At 59.6% G+C, this 16,315-nt stretch carries 14 protein-coding genes; 9 read left to right on the plus strand and 5 right to left on the minus strand.

Features of this window, described 5'->3' with window-relative positions:
- The first annotated feature begins 5 nt into the window (after positions 1-5).
- The 3 genes from H7H48_RS03135 (at position 6) to H7H48_RS03145 (ending at position 3,376) form a co-directional block, all read left to right on the plus strand.
- Positions 6-656, plus strand: coding sequence for a hypothetical protein (locus H7H48_RS03135; protein WP_229447341.1), 651 nt, complete (start codon positions 6-8; stop codon positions 654-656).
- 147 nt (positions 657-803) lie between these two features.
- Positions 804-2,681 (plus strand): ABC-F family ATP-binding cassette domain-containing protein, encoded by a 1,878-nt coding sequence (locus H7H48_RS03140; RefSeq protein WP_229447342.1) that lies wholly within the window; start codon positions 804-806, stop codon positions 2,679-2,681.
- Positions 2,678-3,376 carry an HAD family hydrolase gene (locus H7H48_RS03145; protein WP_229447343.1) on the plus strand — a complete coding sequence of 233 codons (699 nt, stop codon included), beginning with the start codon at positions 2,678-2,680 and terminating at the stop codon, positions 3,374-3,376. The genes H7H48_RS03140 and H7H48_RS03145 overlap by 4 nt, the downstream gene beginning before the upstream one ends.
- Positions 3,377-3,499: 123 nt before the next feature.
- Here the strand turns inward: H7H48_RS03145 and H7H48_RS03150 are convergent, their stop codons facing one another.
- Complete coding sequence (locus H7H48_RS03150; protein ID WP_229447344.1) at positions 3,500-3,946, minus strand: DNA polymerase III subunit chi; 447 nt, start codon at positions 3,944-3,946, stop codon at positions 3,500-3,502.
- A 4-nt stretch (positions 3,947-3,950) separates the two neighbouring features.
- Entirely contained in the window at positions 3,951-5,441 is a 1,491-nt protein-coding gene (locus tag H7H48_RS03155; protein ID WP_229447345.1) for a leucyl aminopeptidase, read from the minus strand.
- A 328-nt stretch (positions 5,442-5,769) separates the two neighbouring features.
- Here H7H48_RS03155 and H7H48_RS03160 point away from each other — a divergent pair, with 328 nt between their 5' ends.
- The 6 genes from H7H48_RS03160 (at position 5,770) to rsmA (ending at position 13,474) form a co-directional block, all read left to right on the plus strand.
- Positions 5,770-6,975 carry an LptF/LptG family permease gene (locus H7H48_RS03160; RefSeq protein ID WP_229447346.1) on the plus strand — a complete coding sequence of 402 codons (1,206 nt, stop codon included), beginning with the start codon at positions 5,770-5,772 and terminating at the stop codon, positions 6,973-6,975.
- Positions 6,972-8,057, plus strand: a complete 1,086-nt coding sequence (gene lptG, locus H7H48_RS03165) for an LPS export ABC transporter permease LptG (protein ID WP_229447347.1) — start codon at positions 6,972-6,974, stop codon at positions 8,055-8,057. Before H7H48_RS03160 ends, lptG begins: the two co-directional genes overlap by 4 nt.
- 26 nt (positions 8,058-8,083) lie before the next feature.
- A complete protein-coding gene (locus H7H48_RS03170) occupies positions 8,084-10,444 on the plus strand; it encodes an LPS-assembly protein LptD (RefSeq protein WP_229447348.1) in 2,361 nt (786 codons plus the stop codon).
- 188 nt (positions 10,445-10,632) lie between these two features.
- Positions 10,633-11,568 (plus strand): peptidylprolyl isomerase, encoded by a 936-nt coding sequence (locus H7H48_RS03175; RefSeq protein WP_229448079.1) that lies wholly within the window; start codon positions 10,633-10,635, stop codon positions 11,566-11,568.
- Between the two features lie 68 nt (positions 11,569-11,636).
- Positions 11,637-12,647, plus strand: coding sequence for a 4-hydroxythreonine-4-phosphate dehydrogenase PdxA (pdxA, locus tag H7H48_RS03180; RefSeq protein ID WP_229447349.1), 1,011 nt, complete (start codon positions 11,637-11,639; stop codon positions 12,645-12,647).
- On the plus strand, positions 12,644-13,474 hold the full coding sequence (rsmA, locus tag H7H48_RS03185) for a 16S rRNA (adenine(1518)-N(6)/adenine(1519)-N(6))-dimethyltransferase RsmA (RefSeq protein ID WP_229447350.1): 831 nt from the start codon (positions 12,644-12,646) through the stop codon (positions 13,472-13,474). Before pdxA ends, rsmA begins: the two co-directional genes overlap by 4 nt.
- Before the next feature lie 3 nt (positions 13,475-13,477).
- Here rsmA and gmk read toward each other — a convergent pair whose 3' ends face one another.
- The 3 genes from gmk to mltG are packed head-to-tail and all read right to left on the minus strand — an operon-like array spanning position 13,478 to position 16,243.
- Positions 13,478-14,143: a guanylate kinase gene (gene gmk / locus H7H48_RS03190; protein ID WP_223020299.1), complete on the minus strand. Its 666-nt coding sequence runs from the start codon at positions 14,141-14,143 to the stop codon at positions 13,478-13,480.
- Positions 14,144-14,146: 3 nt separating this feature from the next.
- Positions 14,147-15,037: a YicC/YloC family endoribonuclease gene (locus tag H7H48_RS03195; RefSeq protein ID WP_229447351.1), complete on the minus strand. Its 891-nt coding sequence runs from the start codon at positions 15,035-15,037 to the stop codon at positions 14,147-14,149.
- A gap of 39 nt (positions 15,038-15,076) precedes the next feature.
- A complete protein-coding gene (gene mltG / locus H7H48_RS03200) occupies positions 15,077-16,243 on the minus strand; it encodes an endolytic transglycosylase MltG (protein WP_229447352.1) in 1,167 nt (388 codons plus the stop codon).
- Between the last annotated feature and the right edge of the window lie 72 nt (positions 16,244-16,315).

Genomic DNA, 16,315 nt, shown 5'->3' on the forward strand with positions numbered 1-16,315 from the left:
TTGTTATGCTCAGCATGTCACTGCCCGCAGCGGCAATCGACCTTGGCGGCGTCAGCATCGGCGGAAATGACCGTGGCGGTGTCAGCGCCAGCGTAGGTGGCGTGTCCGCGTCGGTGGGTACGAGCAATGGCGTCTCGGCAGATGTGAATGCGGACCTGGGCTCGACATCCGCCAATGTGGGGGCTTCTGTCGGAGGCGGCAGCGTTGCTGGCGTCAATGCAGACGCGAATGTTGGGGGAGCTCTCGGCGCCCAGAGCAGCACAACGGTCGGTGGAGGCGGTGGAAGCCTTTTCGGCTCCGAAACCACAGCATCGATTGGCGGCAGCAACGGTTTAAACGCAGGCGTCAACGCGAATGTCGGTAAAGATGGCGTCGGTGCCGGTCTCAGGCTGAGATTGGGCGGCGACCGCCCAGGAACCGGTGGTCCCGGCACAGGGGGGCCTGGCACAGGTGGGCCCGGTGTTGGGGGACCCGGTGTTGGGGGACCTGGCAACGGGGGTGGCGGCAATTTGGGACGCCGAGCGCTCAGCGGCTTGAGCGACCAGCAAATCGCGATTTACCGCAAACGTTGCGTCAACATCCTGCGCAATCCAAACGCATGGGAATACGATCTCGTGCAACTGTGCAAACTTCTGCGCCAAGCGGCCGCACGTTAACAGGCGCTTTATGAACACGGTGTGGCCCATCTTAGCTGGGCCACACCTGTCTGCTTTTGGCAACACCCGCCATTTTCTGATCGCCTGCAGCTTCCGGGGCGACAGTCGCGGCTTGCAAGGCTGACGACGACCCGTCAAAACGCCGTCATGTTGACGATTTCAAACTTATCGCTGCGCATTGCAGGTCGACTTCTCATCGACCAGGCTTCGCTTACTCTTCCTGCCGGAACGAAGGCAGGCCTGGTCGGCAGGAACGGAACCGGCAAAACAACGCTGTTTCGTGCGATTACTGGAGATTTAGTCTCTGAAAGCGGCACTGTAAGCGTGCCAAAGGGGACGCGGATCGGTCAGGTTGCCCAGGAGGCGCCGGGCACGGACGAGCCGCTGATCGATATCGTCCTGAGGGCCGATACGGAACGGGAAGCGCTTTTGACCGAGGCCAAGACGGCCACCGATGCGCATCGAATTGCGGAAATACAGACACGCCTTACCGATATCGACGCCCATTCTGCGGAAGCGCGCGCGGCCTCCATCCTCTCGGGCCTCGGATTTGATGCGGACGCGCAGAAGCGTCCGGCCTCCTCGTTTTCGGGCGGCTGGCGAATGCGCGTGGCGCTTGCGGCGGTGCTCTTCACCCAGCCTGACCTTCTCTTGCTCGACGAACCGACGAACTATCTGGATCTCGAGGGCACACTCTGGCTTGAAAACTACCTGTCTCGCTATCCGCACACGGTTCTTCTCATCAGCCATGATCGCGACCTTCTGAACCGGGCCGTCTCGTCCATCGTGCATCTGGAACGCAAGAAACTCACCTTCTGGCGCGGGGGATATGACCAGTTTGCGCGTCAATATGCCGAGAAGGCGGAACTGCAGGAAAAGATGCGCGTCAAGCAGGAAGCACAGCGCAAGCACATGCAGTCCTTTGTCGATCGCTTTCGCTACAAGGCGTCAAAGGCCCGCCAGGCGCAGTCACGCCTGAAAGCGCTGGAACGCATGTCGCCCATGGCCGCGGTGGTGAACGAGACAGTGCTGCCGTTCCGCTTTCCCAATCCGGAGAAAGCGGTCGCCTCCCCGATCATCGCGCTCGACGGCGGCGCGGTCGGCTATACGCCCGGCAAGCCCGTTCTGCGCGGTCTGACGCTGCGCATCGACAATGACGATCGCATTGCCCTTCTTGGGGCAAACGGCAACGGCAAATCGACATTCGCGAAACTGATCGCCGACCGGCTGACGCTCGAAAAGGGCACCAAGACGGTTGCGCCCGGACTGAAAGTCTCGATCTTCGCCCAGCATCAGCTTGACGACCTGCGCCCGGACGAGGACGCCTATCAGCATTTGCGCCGTCTGATGCCCGATGCCCCGGAAGCGAAAGTGCGGGCGCGGGTGGCGCAGTTCGGCCTGACCACCGAAAAGATGTCGACACCCGCCCGCGACCTGTCAGGCGGGGAGAAGGCACGGCTTCTGATGGGGCTTGCCACATTCGAGGCTCCGCATCTGCTTATTCTCGACGAGCCGACCAACCACCTCGACATCGACAGCCGCGAGGCGCTTGTCGAGGCGCTCAATATGTTCGACGGAGCGGTGATCCTCATCAGCCACGACCGTCATCTGATCGAGGCAACTGCGGACCGGCTGTGGCTCGTCGGTGACGGGACCGTCTCGTCCTATGAAGGTGATATGGACGATTACCGCGCCCGCATGACGGGCGGCGCCAGCCGCAACCGGGAGAAGCGGGAAACGGACAAGGCCTCCAAGGCGGACAAGCGCAAGGAGGCAGCCCGCAAGCGCGCGGCCCTCGAACCGCTTGCCAAGGAAATCAAGGCTACCGAGGGACTGATCGAGAGAACCCGCAAGCGGATCGACGCCATCGAGGCGCGGCTTGCCGATGCGAGCCTTTACGACAAGGAGCCGAAAAAGGTTTCGGAGTTGGCCAAGGAGCGCTCCGATCTTGCCACAATGCTGGCAAAGCACGAAGACCGCTGGCTCGCACTCTCCAGCGATTATGAAGAAGGGATGGCTTCGTGAAAGCGTCGTTCACCATTGGCTTCGATGCCGACGACACGCTCTGGCACAATGAGCGCTTCTACCGCTTGACGGAGGCACGCTTTGCGGAATTCCTTGCCGATTTTGCGGAGGCCGGGCATCTGACGGAGCGCCTTCTCGAGGCAGAAAAGCGCAATCTTGGGAAATATGGGTTCGGCATCAAGGGATTTACCCTCTCGATGATCGAGACCGCCATCGAGGTGACGAACGGGCAGGTGCCAGCGACAACAATCCGTGACATTCTCGACGCAGGCAGGGAAATGCTTGACCATCCAGTGGAGACTCTTCCCCACGCGCGAGAGGCCCTGGAGGCGCTTGCCGGGCGTTATCGGCTGGTGCTGATAACCAAGGGCGACCTGTTCGATCAGGAACGCAAGCTGGCAGCATCAGGCCTTGGCGATTATTTCGACGCCGTCGAGATTGTCAGCGACAAGTCTCGTGGAACCTATCAGCGAATTTTCGCAGCGCATGGCGAGGGGCCGGATCATGCGATGATGATCGGCAATTCACTCAAATCCGACGTGATCCCGGCAATCGAGGCTGGATCATGGGGCGTGTTCGTGCCGCATGACCTGACCTGGGCGCACGAACACGCGGATGAACCGGACAACAAACCCCGCTTCCGAAAGGTCGCGCATCTGGGTGAGATCGAAACTGTTCTGGCGGAAATCAGCTAACGGATTCGGTGAATTTCTGGTGCCAGGCACCCTCGCCTTTCGACAAGCTCAGAGTGCGGGCGGCAAGCGCAGAGTGAGCGCTATTGCAGCAAGGTGCTCCACGCGCCGAAAACGAGCGTCCGTCTAGGCCTTCTTCTGCCAGCGCCTGTCTGGCCCCTGCTGCCAGTAGGTGACGGAATGGCCTGCAGATTTAAGCGCTTTCCAGTATCCGCGCGCCGCGTCGAGCTGGGAAGCGTCATGACCGTCGAACATCACGACAACGCGCTCATATCCGTCCACGCCGGTTGGATCGGCTCCGTCCACGAAAAAGCGGATCTGCGCGCCATTCGGATTGACGGCTGCATCGGTCAAGAGGACTGGTTGTTGCTCGGGATGCGCGTCCCGATCCGTACCGTGGGCGAGGAAGGCCTCCTCGCGCCACGTCCACAGCCAGTTGTCGAGCGCGTCGCAACGCTCGCGGGAGCCCGTCTGGATCACCACCCTCCACCCCCGTTCGAGGCTTTTCTCCACCAGAGGCGGCAATGCCTCCTCCAGTGTCGATTCGGTCAGATGGTAGAAGAGAACATCCATCGGCCTATTCGTAATGATCCGCTACAAGGCGGTCGAGCAGGCGCACACCGAAACCCGACCCCCAGGATCGATTGATTTCGTCAAGCGGCGCGCCCATGGCGGTGCCGGCGACATCCAGATGCGCCCATGCCCCATCCTTGACGAAACGCTTCAGGAACTGTGCTGCCGTGATGGAACCGGCCAGACGGCCGGCAGAGTTCTTCATGTCTGCGTTCTTGGAATCGATCTGCTTGTCATATTCTTCGCCAAGCGGCAGGCGCCAGACTTTCTCGCCCGTTGCCTCGCCGGCAGAGAAAAGCCGCTCGGCCAGCGTGTCGTCGTTGGAAAACAGGCCCGCCCGGTGGTGACCGAGCGCCACCATGACCGCGCCGGTAAGCGTGGCGAGATCAACCATGAACTGCGGCTTGTAGCGTTCATTGCAATACCAAAGCACATCGGCGAGCACGAGACGCCCTTCCGCATCCGTGTTGATGACTTCAATGGTCTGGCCGGACATGGATGTGACGATGTCACCCGGGCGCTGGGCATTGCCATCAGGCATGTTTTCGACAAGGCCAATCAGGCCGACGGCATTGACCTTTGCCTTGCGGGCGGCGAGCGCATGCATGACGCCCACCACGGCAGCCGCGCCGCCCATGTCGCCCTTCATGTCTTCCATACCGCCAGCCGGCTTGATGGAGATGCCACCTGTATCGAAGACAACGCCCTTGCCAACGAAGGCGACAGGTTTCTCCTTCGCCTTGCCGCCGTTCCACTGGATGATGGCGAGACGTGGAGGCCGGACAGAGCCCTGTGCAACGCCGAGCAACGCGCCCATGCCGAGCTTCTTCATTTCCTTCTCGGTCAGAATTTCGACCTTGGCGCCGAGCTTTTCCAGCTCTTTCGCCTTTGCAGCAAACTCGACCGGGCCAAGGACATTGGCGGGTTCATTGACAAGGTCGCGCGCCAGCAGAACACCGTTGGCCACAGCTTCGGCACGGACAAATGCCTTTTTTGCTGCTGTTGGGTCCGCACACTGAATGACGATTTTCAGTTTCTTGGCGGGTTTGTCGTTTCCATTCTCTCGGCTTGTGGTTTTGTATTTGTCAAAGCTGTAAGCGCGCAACAGCATGCCAAGCGCCAGATTGGCTGCAGCCGCAGCATCGATTTCGGCGCCGTCGACATCCGCCACGACAGTGATCTCGGAAGCGGACTTGCCAGCGGCCAGCGCCGCACCGCCGATTTTTAAAAGTGCCTCCTCAGCAAGCTCATCGGGCTTGCCGACGCCGACGGCCGTCAACCGATCGAGCTGCGAGCCGGACGGCGCCAGAACCTCGACACTTTTTGCCAGCTTACCCGAGAAGCCTGACACCTCGAAGGCCCGCGCAAGCACACCTTCTGGATCACAAGCCTTCGCTTGCTCCCCCAGACTGCCGCCTTCGCTTGCCAGAACGACAACGGTGCCCTTGCCGGGCATTGCAAATTTGGCGAAGGAGACACTCGGTCTGTCGGTCATGATATTTCCCAGATTTCCGTGATTGGTCGATAAAGGGCGCCGGCGATCTTGGAGGTTTTATGCAAATTGGCAAGGCCCGCACACAGGGGGATCCCGAATTTTCACCGGTGGGTGCGCCCTGCACGGCTCGATTATCGCCCCATAAGCAAGCTGTTAACCGCGTTTGTTTCGCATTTTCTAACCAATCCCACCCACAGTCACCCGTGGGACAAGAAATGGTGGGCCGCCCTTCAAAGCCGGCAGTTGCGCATTGTGCGCGCGTGTCAGGACCGTTAGGTTCGCGCGCGCCTTTAAAGGGCTGTTCCAACGAAACGGATTGTCAATATCCATGCGGGTGATCGAACTTTACATCATGCGTCGCACCTTCGCGCTGTTCGCGGCGGCGTTGCTGTGGGTGCTCGCGCTGGTGTGGACGACGCAGGTCCTCAACCGGATCGATCTCGTGACCGATAGCGGCCAGTCCGCCGGCACGTTCTTTTTCGTTGCGGCCCTCGTTCTGCCGTCCGTCATCCCCATTGTGATCCCCTTTGCGCTCGGCATCGCTGTGGCTCAGACGCTCGCCACGATGAACTCGGATTCCGAGCTTGTGGTCATCAACGCGTCGGGCGCGCCGCGCGCCACCATCATCCGGCCGATCCTCATCATCGCCATCGGTGCCAGCCTTGCCTCCTTCCTGATCAACAACACGCTTGAGCCGGCCTCGCGCCAGGCTTTCCGGTCGGTGCTCGCCAATGCCCGCGCGGATCTGATTACCACAGTGCTGCAGGAAGGCTCTTTCCAGAAGGTCGATGACGGGCTTTTCGTGCAGGTTTCGGAGCGTCTGCCCAACGGCCTTCTGGGCGGTATTTTCGTGGCCGATTCGCGCGATGAGAACACCAAGCTCGTCTACCACGCACGAACCGGCGCGGCAGTGGAACGCGAGGGAGGCTCAATCCTGGTAATGCAGGATGGGATGGTACAGCGCCAATCGGTGAATGGCGACGTCTCGACGATCCGCTTCGATTCCTATGCGTTCGACCTTTCGCAGTTCACGAGCGGAGGTGGGGGAGAACCGACACTGCATCCAAAGGATCGGTCACTCCGCTTTCTTTTGAATCCGGATGTGAATGACACGTTCTACAAGAAGTCGCCCCAGATCATCCGCGCGGAACTGCATATGCGGCTTTCGGAATGGTTGTATCCGCTCGTTTTCGCCATGGTCGCGCTTGCCGTCGCCGGCGATGCGCGGTCGTTCCGCGAGGCCCGGCTCCATCCGATTGTGACCACAATGGCGATTTCGCTGATCGTGCGGTGGGTCGGGTTTTATTCGGGCACGGAAGCCGAAAGCTCCCCATTCTTCTCCTTCGTGCTTTATGCCGCTCCCCTTTTGATGATTGGACTATGTGCATTCTTCATCCTCACCAATCGCGTGATGGAATTGCCAACGCACTGGGTTGAGAAGCTGAACGCGCGCATGCAACGACTTACCGAGAGCATGACGCATTGGCGCGTCAAGCTCGCAAACAGGCGGACACCGGCCGGGAGGCGCGGATGATCGGCCTGACGCTGGGCGGCTACTTCTTTCGCCGATACGCCTCGATTGCGGCATGGAACTTCTTCGGCATCGGCCTGCTGATCTTCATCGTGACGTTCGCTGAAGTGTCGAGCCGCTCGGCCGGTTTGCCCGGCTATACGGCTCAATGGGCATTTTCTCTTGCCGCGCTGCAGACGCCGATCATCCTGTTGCAGGCTATACCCTTTATCGGGCTCATCGCCGCGATGGCGACGCTGATCAGCCTGAACCGCAAGTATGAACTCGTTGTGGCCCGCGCCGCCGGTGTGTCCGCCTGGCAGTTCCTGACGCCGATCGCGTTCGGCTCGTTTTTGTTCGGTGTTCTGGCGGTGGCGGCGCTTAATCCGCTTGCCGCCAACGGATTCGCCCAGGCACAGAGCGTTGAAGCCGAAGTGCGCGGCGCCAAGAGCAGCACCAATTCCGAGGCTGAGCAGTGGATCAAACAGCGCTCGGGCGATGAGGAAACCATCATCGGATCAAGCTCTGTTTTGAACGGCGGCCAGGTGCTGGTGCGCCCGACATTTTTCCGAATCGACGCCGACGGCCGCATCTTCGAACGACTTGACGCCGCGCGAGCGTTCCTCCGCGACGGCTACTGGGATCTCCAGGACGTGGCACGTCGACGCGGTACCGCTGCGGCAGAAAAGATCAGGAACATCCAGATCGAAACCAACCTGCAGCCGGAGTTCGTTGGCGAGCAGCTTGCCCGCCCCGAAGCAACATCGATCTATGCACTGCCTGGAAAGATTGAAGTTGCGCGCTCTTTCGGGCTCAAAGCGAACGCGTTTGCCACGCATTTTCATTCACTTGTGGTGTTGCCCCTATTGCTGGTCGCCATGACCCTGATTGCCGCTACGGTATCGATGAGATTTACCAGAATGGGACAGTCAGCAACGGTGATTCTGGGTGGAATCCTCGCCGGGTTTCTGCTTTATGTGGTTTCGGTCCTGGTCAAGGCGTTCGGCAGCGCTGGAGTTGTTCCTCCGGTGGTGGCTGCATGGACGCCTGTGGTCGTGGCGATGTTCTATGGGGTGACTTTCCTATTGTACAAGGAGGACGGTTAGTGGGGGTTGCGGCAAAGAGAGCCGGCATGTCCACACGGTTAGCGCATTTGATGGGCGCGACCGCGTTGGCAACCTTGTGCACCTATACATTGCTTCCACAGGCCCCTGCCCTTGCGCAGACGGGCGGCCTGGACGTTTCCGATTTGCCGCAGGGCGCGCAGATGCTCCTGACTGCGGACAACCTGATTTACGACAACGATCTCAATACAATCACCGCTGCTGGCGGTGTGCAGATAGAATATGCAGGCAACAGCCTCGTCGCAGACCGCGTCGTCTATGACCGCAGGACATCGCGCGTGGTGGCTCGCGGGCGCGTGCAGATAATCGAAGAAGACGGCAACAAGATCTTTGCCGACGAGATCGATGTCACCGACGACTTCCGTGACGGTTTTGTCAACGCACTGCGGATCGAAACTGTCGACAAGACCTATTTCGCTGCTGAAAGCGCGGAGCGTTCCGGCGGACAACTGACGACGTTTAACAACGGTGTCTACACCGCGTGTGAACCGTGCCGCGAGAAGCCCGGCAAGCCACCGATCTGGCAGATCAAAGCCCAGAAGATCATCTGGAACGGCGAATCAAAAACCGTTCGCTTCGAAGGTTCGCGATTTGAATTCTTCGGCATGCCGATCGCCTACCTTCCCTTCTTCGAAGTCGCCGATCCGACCGTGAAGAGAAAGTCCGGCTTTCTCATTCCCGGAGCGACCTACAAGGAGGAAATGGGGGTCGGCATCAGTGTCCCCTATTATTTCGCCTTTTCACCGACCTACGACCTGACCGTAACGGGCACCTATTATACCAAGCAGGGTTTCCTCGGTGAGGCCGAATGGCGCCAGCGTTTCGACAATGGCCAATACAGCATCAAGATCGCCGGCATCAAACAACAGGATCCGGAAGCCTGGGATGCGAATACGGTCAACAGAAGCGAAACCGGTCGTGGCATGATCGGTTCGAAGGGCCAGTTCCGCATCAATCCCCGCTGGACGTTCGGCTGGGATGTGCTGGCGCAGACCGACAAGAATTTTTCACGCACCTATGGCATCGACGGGTTTTCCGACACGGTGCAGACATCGCAGCTCTATCTGACAGGTCTCGACGACCGGAACTTCTTCGATCTCAGAGCCTATCATTTCGATGTTCAGGAAAACGTTCTCGATAGCTCGAACAAGGCGCGGAACGACAAGCAGCCCTGGGTTCTGCCCAGCTTCGATTATTCCTACACGCCTGATGAAGCGGTTGTCGGGGGCGAGCTGAATTTCGATGTGAATGTTCAGAATATTTACCGGGACAGCCTCAGCCAATCCATCGTCAATGGGGATTCGACAAGAATCGACGGCATCGAGGGATTGGCCAGCCGAATGACGGCGGAGGCCGAATGGAAGCGTTCCTTCGTAAGCGCCGGCGGCCTTGTTGTGACGCCGATCCTGCAGGCGCGGGGCGATGCGATCTACACCGACTACGATGCCAACACCGTTAATGGTGTTACCAGTTTCGAGCTCAACAGCACGGCTGTCGGCAGTGACGTTCGCTCTTCCTATTATCGCTACATGGCCACGGCCGGCCTGGAAGCGCGCTGGCCCATCCTGTTCTCCACCTCGAGCGCCAGCCATGTTCTGGAGCCGATGGCGCAGATCTTCCTGCGTCCCGATGCATCCCATCAGGACAGGCTGGGCATTCCGAACGAAGACGCGCAGTCGCTTGTTTTCGATGCGACGACCTTGTTCGAGCGCGACAAGTTCTCCGGCTATGACCGGATTGAGGGCGGCACACGCGCCAATGTGGGCGTCCGCTATTCAGGCAGTTTTGCCAATGGATGGACCACCCAGGGGCTGTTTGGACAATCCTATCATCTGGCCGGTGCCAACCCATATGCCCAGACGGACCTCGTCCATGCGGGTGCCTATTCGGGCCTGGAAACGGACGTCTCCGATTTTGTGGGTATGATCGGCATTGCCAGCCCGAATGGTTTTGCGTTTTCGGCCGGAGCACGCTTCGACGAAAAGACATTCGACATTCGCCGCACCGATCTGAAGACGGCCGCGACGTTCGGCCAGCTCACGACGTCGCTGCAATATGCCTACATCGAAGCACAGCCACTCTACGGGTTTGAAGAGGACCGGCAGGAAGTTACCGGTGTTGCCAAAGTTCGCTTTGACGAAAACTGGAGCGGCTTCGCCTCGGGTACATATGATGTCGAGAGCCAGACCCTCGTGAAGAACGATTATGGGTTCTCCTACGGCGACGAATGTTTCATCTATTCGATGACCTATTCCCGCAGCAAGAACCGCGACACGCAGGAAGTCAGCCAGTCTTTCGGTTTCCGTATTTCGCTGCGGACAATCGGCGACTTCGGCACCAGCAGCGGCGAGCTGAACACCAGCTTCTAGCCTGCCTCTTTTCAGGCCCCGTTCAGGTGACGGGGCCTTTTCACTTGGCATTTGCGCCTTCTCTCATGGCAAAAGGCCATGTTTTTGCCCCACCCGATGACGATAAAACAGCTTAAGGGACTGTAGCTCCCGTGCATTTGCTGTTATCTCAGGCGCAATTGCGGGGTGCAAAGATGAGATCAATGACGATGTTTAGCAATTGCAGGCGGTTTCTGAGCGCGGGTGTTCTTACGGTAGCCATGGCAACGGCCCTACCGTTTTTCGCCGGTGCGAGCGCACAGGCGACGGAAATCCGCTATGTGGTGAACAACGCGCCGATCACCAGTTACGATATCGACCGTCGCGTGGCGTTCCTCAAACTGCAGCGTGAAGGTGGCAATCTGCGCCAGAAAGCGACCGATCAAATGATCGAGCAGACGCTGAAAATGCAGGAAATGCAGCGGCGCAACATCAACATTCCCGATGAGATGGTGAACCAGGCCTATGCCCGCTTCGCCAGCGGCAACCGTATGTCGACCAGCCAGCTGAATACGGTTCTGGCGCAAAGTGGCGTTACAGCCGATCATTTCAAGGAATTCATCCGTTCACAGATCGGCTGGGGGCGTGTCATGCAGGCGCGCTCCAATTCGGCGGGTCGCATGAGCGAGCAGGATGTCGTTGCCAAAATGCTCCAGCAGGGCGGCAGCAAACCAAGCGCCACCGAATACATGCTCCAGCAGGTGATCTTCGTGGTCCCGTCGGGGGAACGTTCCAGCCTTCTGGGCAAGCGCAAACGTGAGGCGCAAGCCATGCGCGATCGCTTCCGCGGTTGCGATAGCACGCGTCAGTTTGCCAAGGGCCTGATTGACGTGACGGTGCGCGACCTTGGCCGCATTCTTGAACCGGAGCTTCCAGCGGACTGGAAGGATCAGGTCAAAAACACCTCTCCCGGAAATGCCACGGGCGTGCGTGAAACCGAGCGCGGAGTCGAATTCATCGGTGTGTGCAGCACACGCGAGGTTTCCGATGATCGCGTGGCACAAATGGTCTTCCAGAATGAAAATTCTGGCAATGACGCAATGGAAAAGGAAGCTCAGTCCTTCCTGGCAGAGTTGCGCAAGAACGCGCGTATCAGCCAGCGCTGATTTGCTACGGGTCCGGCGCAACCGGGCCCCTTCTTTCCACCAGCTGTTTGTCCAGAAGGAGATAGGTCGTGCTCCCGCTCGCGCTCAGCATCGGCGATCCTTCCGGGATAGGTCCCGAAATCATCCTCAAGGCCTGGCTGGAAAGACGCAGGCATGAGTTGCCTCCATTTTACCTCCTTGGGGATCCGGCGCTTGTTTCGGCGCGTGCGCGGTCCCTGGGACTGGATGTTCCGATTGCGGAAACCGAACCGGAACAGGCGGTGGTCGGCTTTGCTACACACCTGCCAATTTCGCCGCTCGACAACAGGCTGTCCGACAATCCGGGACATGCAGAAACGGTGAATGCTGCTGGCGTCATCGAGGCGATTTCGCGGGCCGTGGATGATACGATGCAGATGCGCTCTGCAGCGGTGGTGACAGCTCCCATAGCCAAGAAGCCACTCTATGACGCGGGTTTCCGCTATCCAGGCCATACGGAGTTTCTCGGTCATCTGGCAGTAGAGAATACCGGCGCTCCAGCAAAGCCTGTGATGATGCTGGCAGGCCCTGAATTGCGCACCATACCGGTGACTGTTCATGAGCCGCTGGCAACGGTTCCTTCAACACTTACACGGGAGCTTGTCGAAGAAACGGCGAGGATTGCCGCACACGATCTGCGCGCGCGCTTTGGCATTGCCGCCCCCCGGCTTGCGATCGCCGGCCTCAATCCCCATGCAGGCGAAGGTGGGGCAATGGGAACCGAGGACAACGATATCATCGCACCCGCAATCCAGACGCTGCAGGCGGAAGGCATCGACGCATTTGGCCCTCTACCCGCCGACACGATGTTTCATGCTCGCGCTCGACAAGGCTATGACGCAGCGCTTTGCATGTATCACGACCAGGCATTGATTCCCGTTAAAACCGTTGCGTTTGATGAGACAGTGAATGTCACCCTTGGCCTCCCCTTCATTCGCACCTCTCCCGATCATGGCACAGCGTTTGATATTGCTTCCAAAGGCATTGCGCGAGCTGACAGCATGATTGCGGCGATCAGGCTTGCGCGTGAGCTGGCGAACAACGCCGGTGGCGTGCGATGAGCGCCGACGGCCTGCCGCCGCTGCGCGAGGTGATCGCCGCTCATGGCCTTGCCGCGAAGAAATCGCTCGGTCAGAATTTTCTTCTCGATCTCAATTTGACGGCGAAGGTGGCGCGCGCTGCCGGAAACCTCGAAGGCACGACGGTGATCGAGGTTGGCCCCGGCCCTGGAGGCCTGACGCGAGCACTTCTCATGGCAGGCGCCGAACGTGTCATAGCTGTCGAGCGCGATGAACGCTGCCTTGACGCCCTGGCTGAAATCGCCGGTCACTATCCGGGCCGGCTTGACGTTGTCAGTGGCGATGCCATGGAAACGGATTTCGCCGCTCTGGCACCGCATGCGGCAGGTGATGTGCGGATCGTGGCGAACCTGCCCTATAACATCGGCACCGAGCTTCTGCTGCGCTGGCTGACGCCGGAAAGCTGGCCGCCCTTCTACGCCTCCATGACATTGATGTTTCAACGCGAGGTGGCGCAACGGATCGTCGCGCAGCCTGGCGACAAGGCCTACGGCCGGCTTGGGGTTTTGGCCGGGTGGCGCACGGAGGCAAAGATCGCTTTCGACCTGCCTCCACAAGCCTTCACCCCGCCGCCCAAAGTGACCTCGTCGGTGGTGCATATCGTCCCGCGTACGGCACCGCTGGCCGTCGAACCGGCGAAGCTGGCGAAAATCACCGAAGCGGCCTTCGGACAACGTCGCAAAATGCTGCGCCAGAGCCTGAAATCGCTCGGTGGGGAGACGCTTCTGGCACGGGCGGGGATTGATGCCACGCGCCGGGCAGAGACGCTTTCGGTGGCTGAATTCGTCACGCTGGCAAACAACGCCTAAGCGTCAGTTCGCCTCTTCTGCCAAAAGCCCTGCCACGAAATCGAACAGGCCGGGACGCCGGTCGCGGCGAAGGCGTTCTGCCTCGACGATCGAGCGTACTGAAGAAAAGGCCCGATCAAGCTGGTCATTGATGACCACGTAATCGTAGTCGATCCACTTTTCGATCTCGGTGCGTGCGTTTTTCAGACGTGTTTGAATGATCTCCGGCGTATCTTCTGCGCGCCGTGTGAGTCGGCCGAGAAGCTCTTTCATGGTCGGCGGCAGAATGAAGATCGACACGACATCGCCGCGCATCTTCTCGCGCAATTGCTCTGCTCCCTGCCAGTCTATGTCAAAGAGCATATCGCGGCCCTCTGTGAGCGCCCTCTCCACCGGGCCGCGTGGGGTGCCGTAAAAATTGCCGTGAACTTCGGCCCATTCGAGCAGCTCGTCATTGTCGCGCATGATTTCGAATTCGCGCTGCGACTTGAAATGGTAATGGACCCCTTCGATCTCGCTGCCTCTACGCGCGCGCGTCGTCACGCTGACAGAAAGCTCGAAACCTGGCACCTGCGCCAGCAATGTGCGCGCGATGGTGGATTTTCCCGCCCCCGAGGGCGATGACAGTACCAGCATAAGACCGCGCCGCGAGACGTCGGTGGAAACGGCAGGCGAGAATTCCGAGGACATGGTCTACTCCAGATTTTGCACCTGCTCGCGAAACTGATCCACCACGGCCTTCAGCTCCAGGCCAATGGCCGTCACGGTTGCCGCATTGGATTTTGAGCAAAGCGTATTGGATTCGCGGTTGAACTCCTGGCCCAGAAAGTCGAGCTTTCGCCCGACGGGGCCGCCTGCGGCGATCAGCGCCCGCGCCGATGCAATGTGCGTGCGCAGACGGTCAATTTCCTCGCGTATGTCGGCTTTTGCCGCGAGAATGGCTGCTTCCGCATGCAAACGATCCGAATCGAAGCCGGTGGTTGCATCGAGAAGTCGCGCTACCTGCTCCCGCAGTCGCTCCCGAATAGCCTCGGGAGAGCGCGAAGCATCTGCTTCCACCTGATCGGTCAAGGCCTCGATACGCGCCACATGATCGAGCATTATTGCTTGCAACGCACTGCCCTCATCCCGTCGGGCTTCCTCAAGGCCCTGCAGCGCTTCGTCGAAGGCCGCAAGGATCGCCTCATCCAGGGACGCGCGCATCTCTTCATCCGCGACTGGATCGGCGAAATCGAGAACCCCACGCAGACCCAGCAGCCCATCGGCTGTTGCCGGCCCCGTGCCGAACTGGTCCTGCAACCGTCCGGCAAGAGCCGCTATCTCTTTTAGAAAGTCCTCGTCGACGACAGGGCGGCGCAAAGCGGCGCTCTGCGTGAAAGTGAGTGAAGCCTGAACATTGCCGCGGGAAAATCGCTTCTGCAGGCGCTGACGCGCCGTCTGCTCGATGCGCTCGAAGCCTGCCGGCAGACGAAAGCGCGCTTCGAGGCTACGCCCGTTGACCGACTTCACCTCCCAGGCGACGCTTCCTGCATCGTGGTCGTGTGCGGCACGGGCAAAACCCGTCATGCTCTGGAGCCTGCTCATGCCTCCCCCTCGTGCAGTCGTGTCAACGCGCGCACCGGCTCAGTTCGAGCCGTTCTCGCCGGCGCTCTCACCCCCCGCCCGCCGCTCGCGTTCCACCTTGCGCCAGCGAGCGACATTTTCGTTGTGTTCCTTGAGCGTCTTGGCGAAAACGTGCCCGCCTGTTCCATCGGCGACGAAATAGAGCTCATCCGTCTGAGAGGGATTGGCCACGGCCTCAAGTGCCGCGCGGCCAGGATTGGCAATGGGTGTGGGCGGCAAACCATCGATCAAGTAAGTGTTGTAGGGCGTTTTCTTGTCGAGATCGGATCGATAAATCGGTCTATCAGATGGTTTACCCTGACCACCGAACAACCCGTAAATGATCGTGGGATCCGACTGCAGACGCATGCCTTTGCGCAAACGGTTGATGAACACGGCGGCAACCCGCGGGCGTTCGTCAGCTATGCCCGTCTCCTTCTCCACGATGGAAGCGAGTGTCACGAATTCGTTCTTGTCCTGAATGGGCAAGTCTTCGTCGCGACGTTCCCAGATGCTGTCGACAAGCTCTCGCTGATCCTCGAGCAGTTTCTCCACGACCGCCGTCCGGTCCATCCCGCGCGTGAAACGTAGCGTATCGGCGGCAAGACTGCCTTCGGGCGGGAGTTCCTCGGGCAGAGTGCCAGAAAGCTCTTCGGTTTCACGGATCCGCTCGAACACCTGGAACACGGTTTGGCCCTCAGGAATGGTGAGCGAGTAAAGAACGCTTTTGCCGCTCTTCAACAATTCCATGATCTCATGCATGGAAGCGCCGGCATCGATGGCGTACTCGCCCGCCTTCAACTCGGAATCCGCGCCATAGGCACGAACGCCGAGCGAGAATATCCGGGCATCGGAGATAACGCCTTCCCGCTCAAGCAGGCTTGCTATCTGACGAACACCGGTGTTCGGCTTGATCATAACGGTCTCAGCCGTCCGCGAAGGGCCTGGCTGATGGAATTCCCGCTTGCCAAAGTAAAATGCGAAACCGGCAAGAATGACCAGAAACACGATGGATGAGAACACGAAGTTCAGGAAAACCACAAACTGGCTGCGCGCACGCTTCGAGCGCCGCGGAGGCGGTGTGCCCGCCTCTGGCCGCAAGGTTTGGTTGGCCGATTTGAACGCACGACCGCGTTCCTCGCCCGCCTGACGGCCGTAGCCCGTATTGTCTCCGGAAGTCCCTGTCATGCCTGTTGGACCGCTCCCTCAGAACGGCGCCAATGGTCGCCGGTCCTGTCCTAATCTGTATAAACACCCTGA

It is taken from the genome of Nitratireductor sp. B36 (assembly GCF_020833685.1).
Lineage (GTDB): Bacteria > Pseudomonadota > Alphaproteobacteria > Rhizobiales > Rhizobiaceae > Nitratireductor.

Excerpts from the sequence above, each read along its gene's own strand:
- H7H48_RS03135 (WP_229447341.1), top strand. The coding sequence starts at position 6 with ATGCTCAGCATGTCACTGCCCGCAGCGGCAATCGACCTTGGCGGCGTC.
- H7H48_RS03140 (WP_229447342.1), top strand. The coding sequence starts at position 804 with ATGTTGACGATTTCAAACTTATCGCTGCGCATTGCAGGTCGACTTCTC.
- H7H48_RS03150 (WP_229447344.1), bottom strand. The coding sequence starts at position 3,946 with ATGGATGTTCTCTTCTACCATCTGACCGAATCGACACTGGAGGAGGCA.
- H7H48_RS03155 (WP_229447345.1), bottom strand. The coding sequence starts at position 5,441 with ATGACCGACAGACCGAGTGTCTCCTTCGCCAAATTTGCAATGCCCGGC.
- H7H48_RS03160 (WP_229447346.1), top strand. The coding sequence starts at position 5,770 with ATGCGGGTGATCGAACTTTACATCATGCGTCGCACCTTCGCGCTGTTC.
- lptG (WP_229447347.1), top strand. The coding sequence starts at position 6,972 with ATGATCGGCCTGACGCTGGGCGGCTACTTCTTTCGCCGATACGCCTCG.
- H7H48_RS03170 (WP_229447348.1), top strand. The coding sequence starts at position 8,084 with ATGTCCACACGGTTAGCGCATTTGATGGGCGCGACCGCGTTGGCAACC.
- H7H48_RS03175 (WP_229448079.1), top strand. The coding sequence starts at position 10,633 with ATGTTTAGCAATTGCAGGCGGTTTCTGAGCGCGGGTGTTCTTACGGTA.
- rsmA (WP_229447350.1), top strand. The coding sequence starts at position 12,644 with ATGAGCGCCGACGGCCTGCCGCCGCTGCGCGAGGTGATCGCCGCTCAT.
- gmk (WP_223020299.1), bottom strand. The coding sequence starts at position 14,143 with ATGTCCTCGGAATTCTCGCCTGCCGTTTCCACCGACGTCTCGCGGCGC.
- H7H48_RS03195 (WP_229447351.1), bottom strand. The coding sequence starts at position 15,037 with ATGAGCAGGCTCCAGAGCATGACGGGTTTTGCCCGTGCCGCACACGAC.
- mltG (WP_229447352.1), bottom strand. The coding sequence starts at position 16,243 with ATGACAGGGACTTCCGGAGACAATACGGGCTACGGCCGTCAGGCGGGC.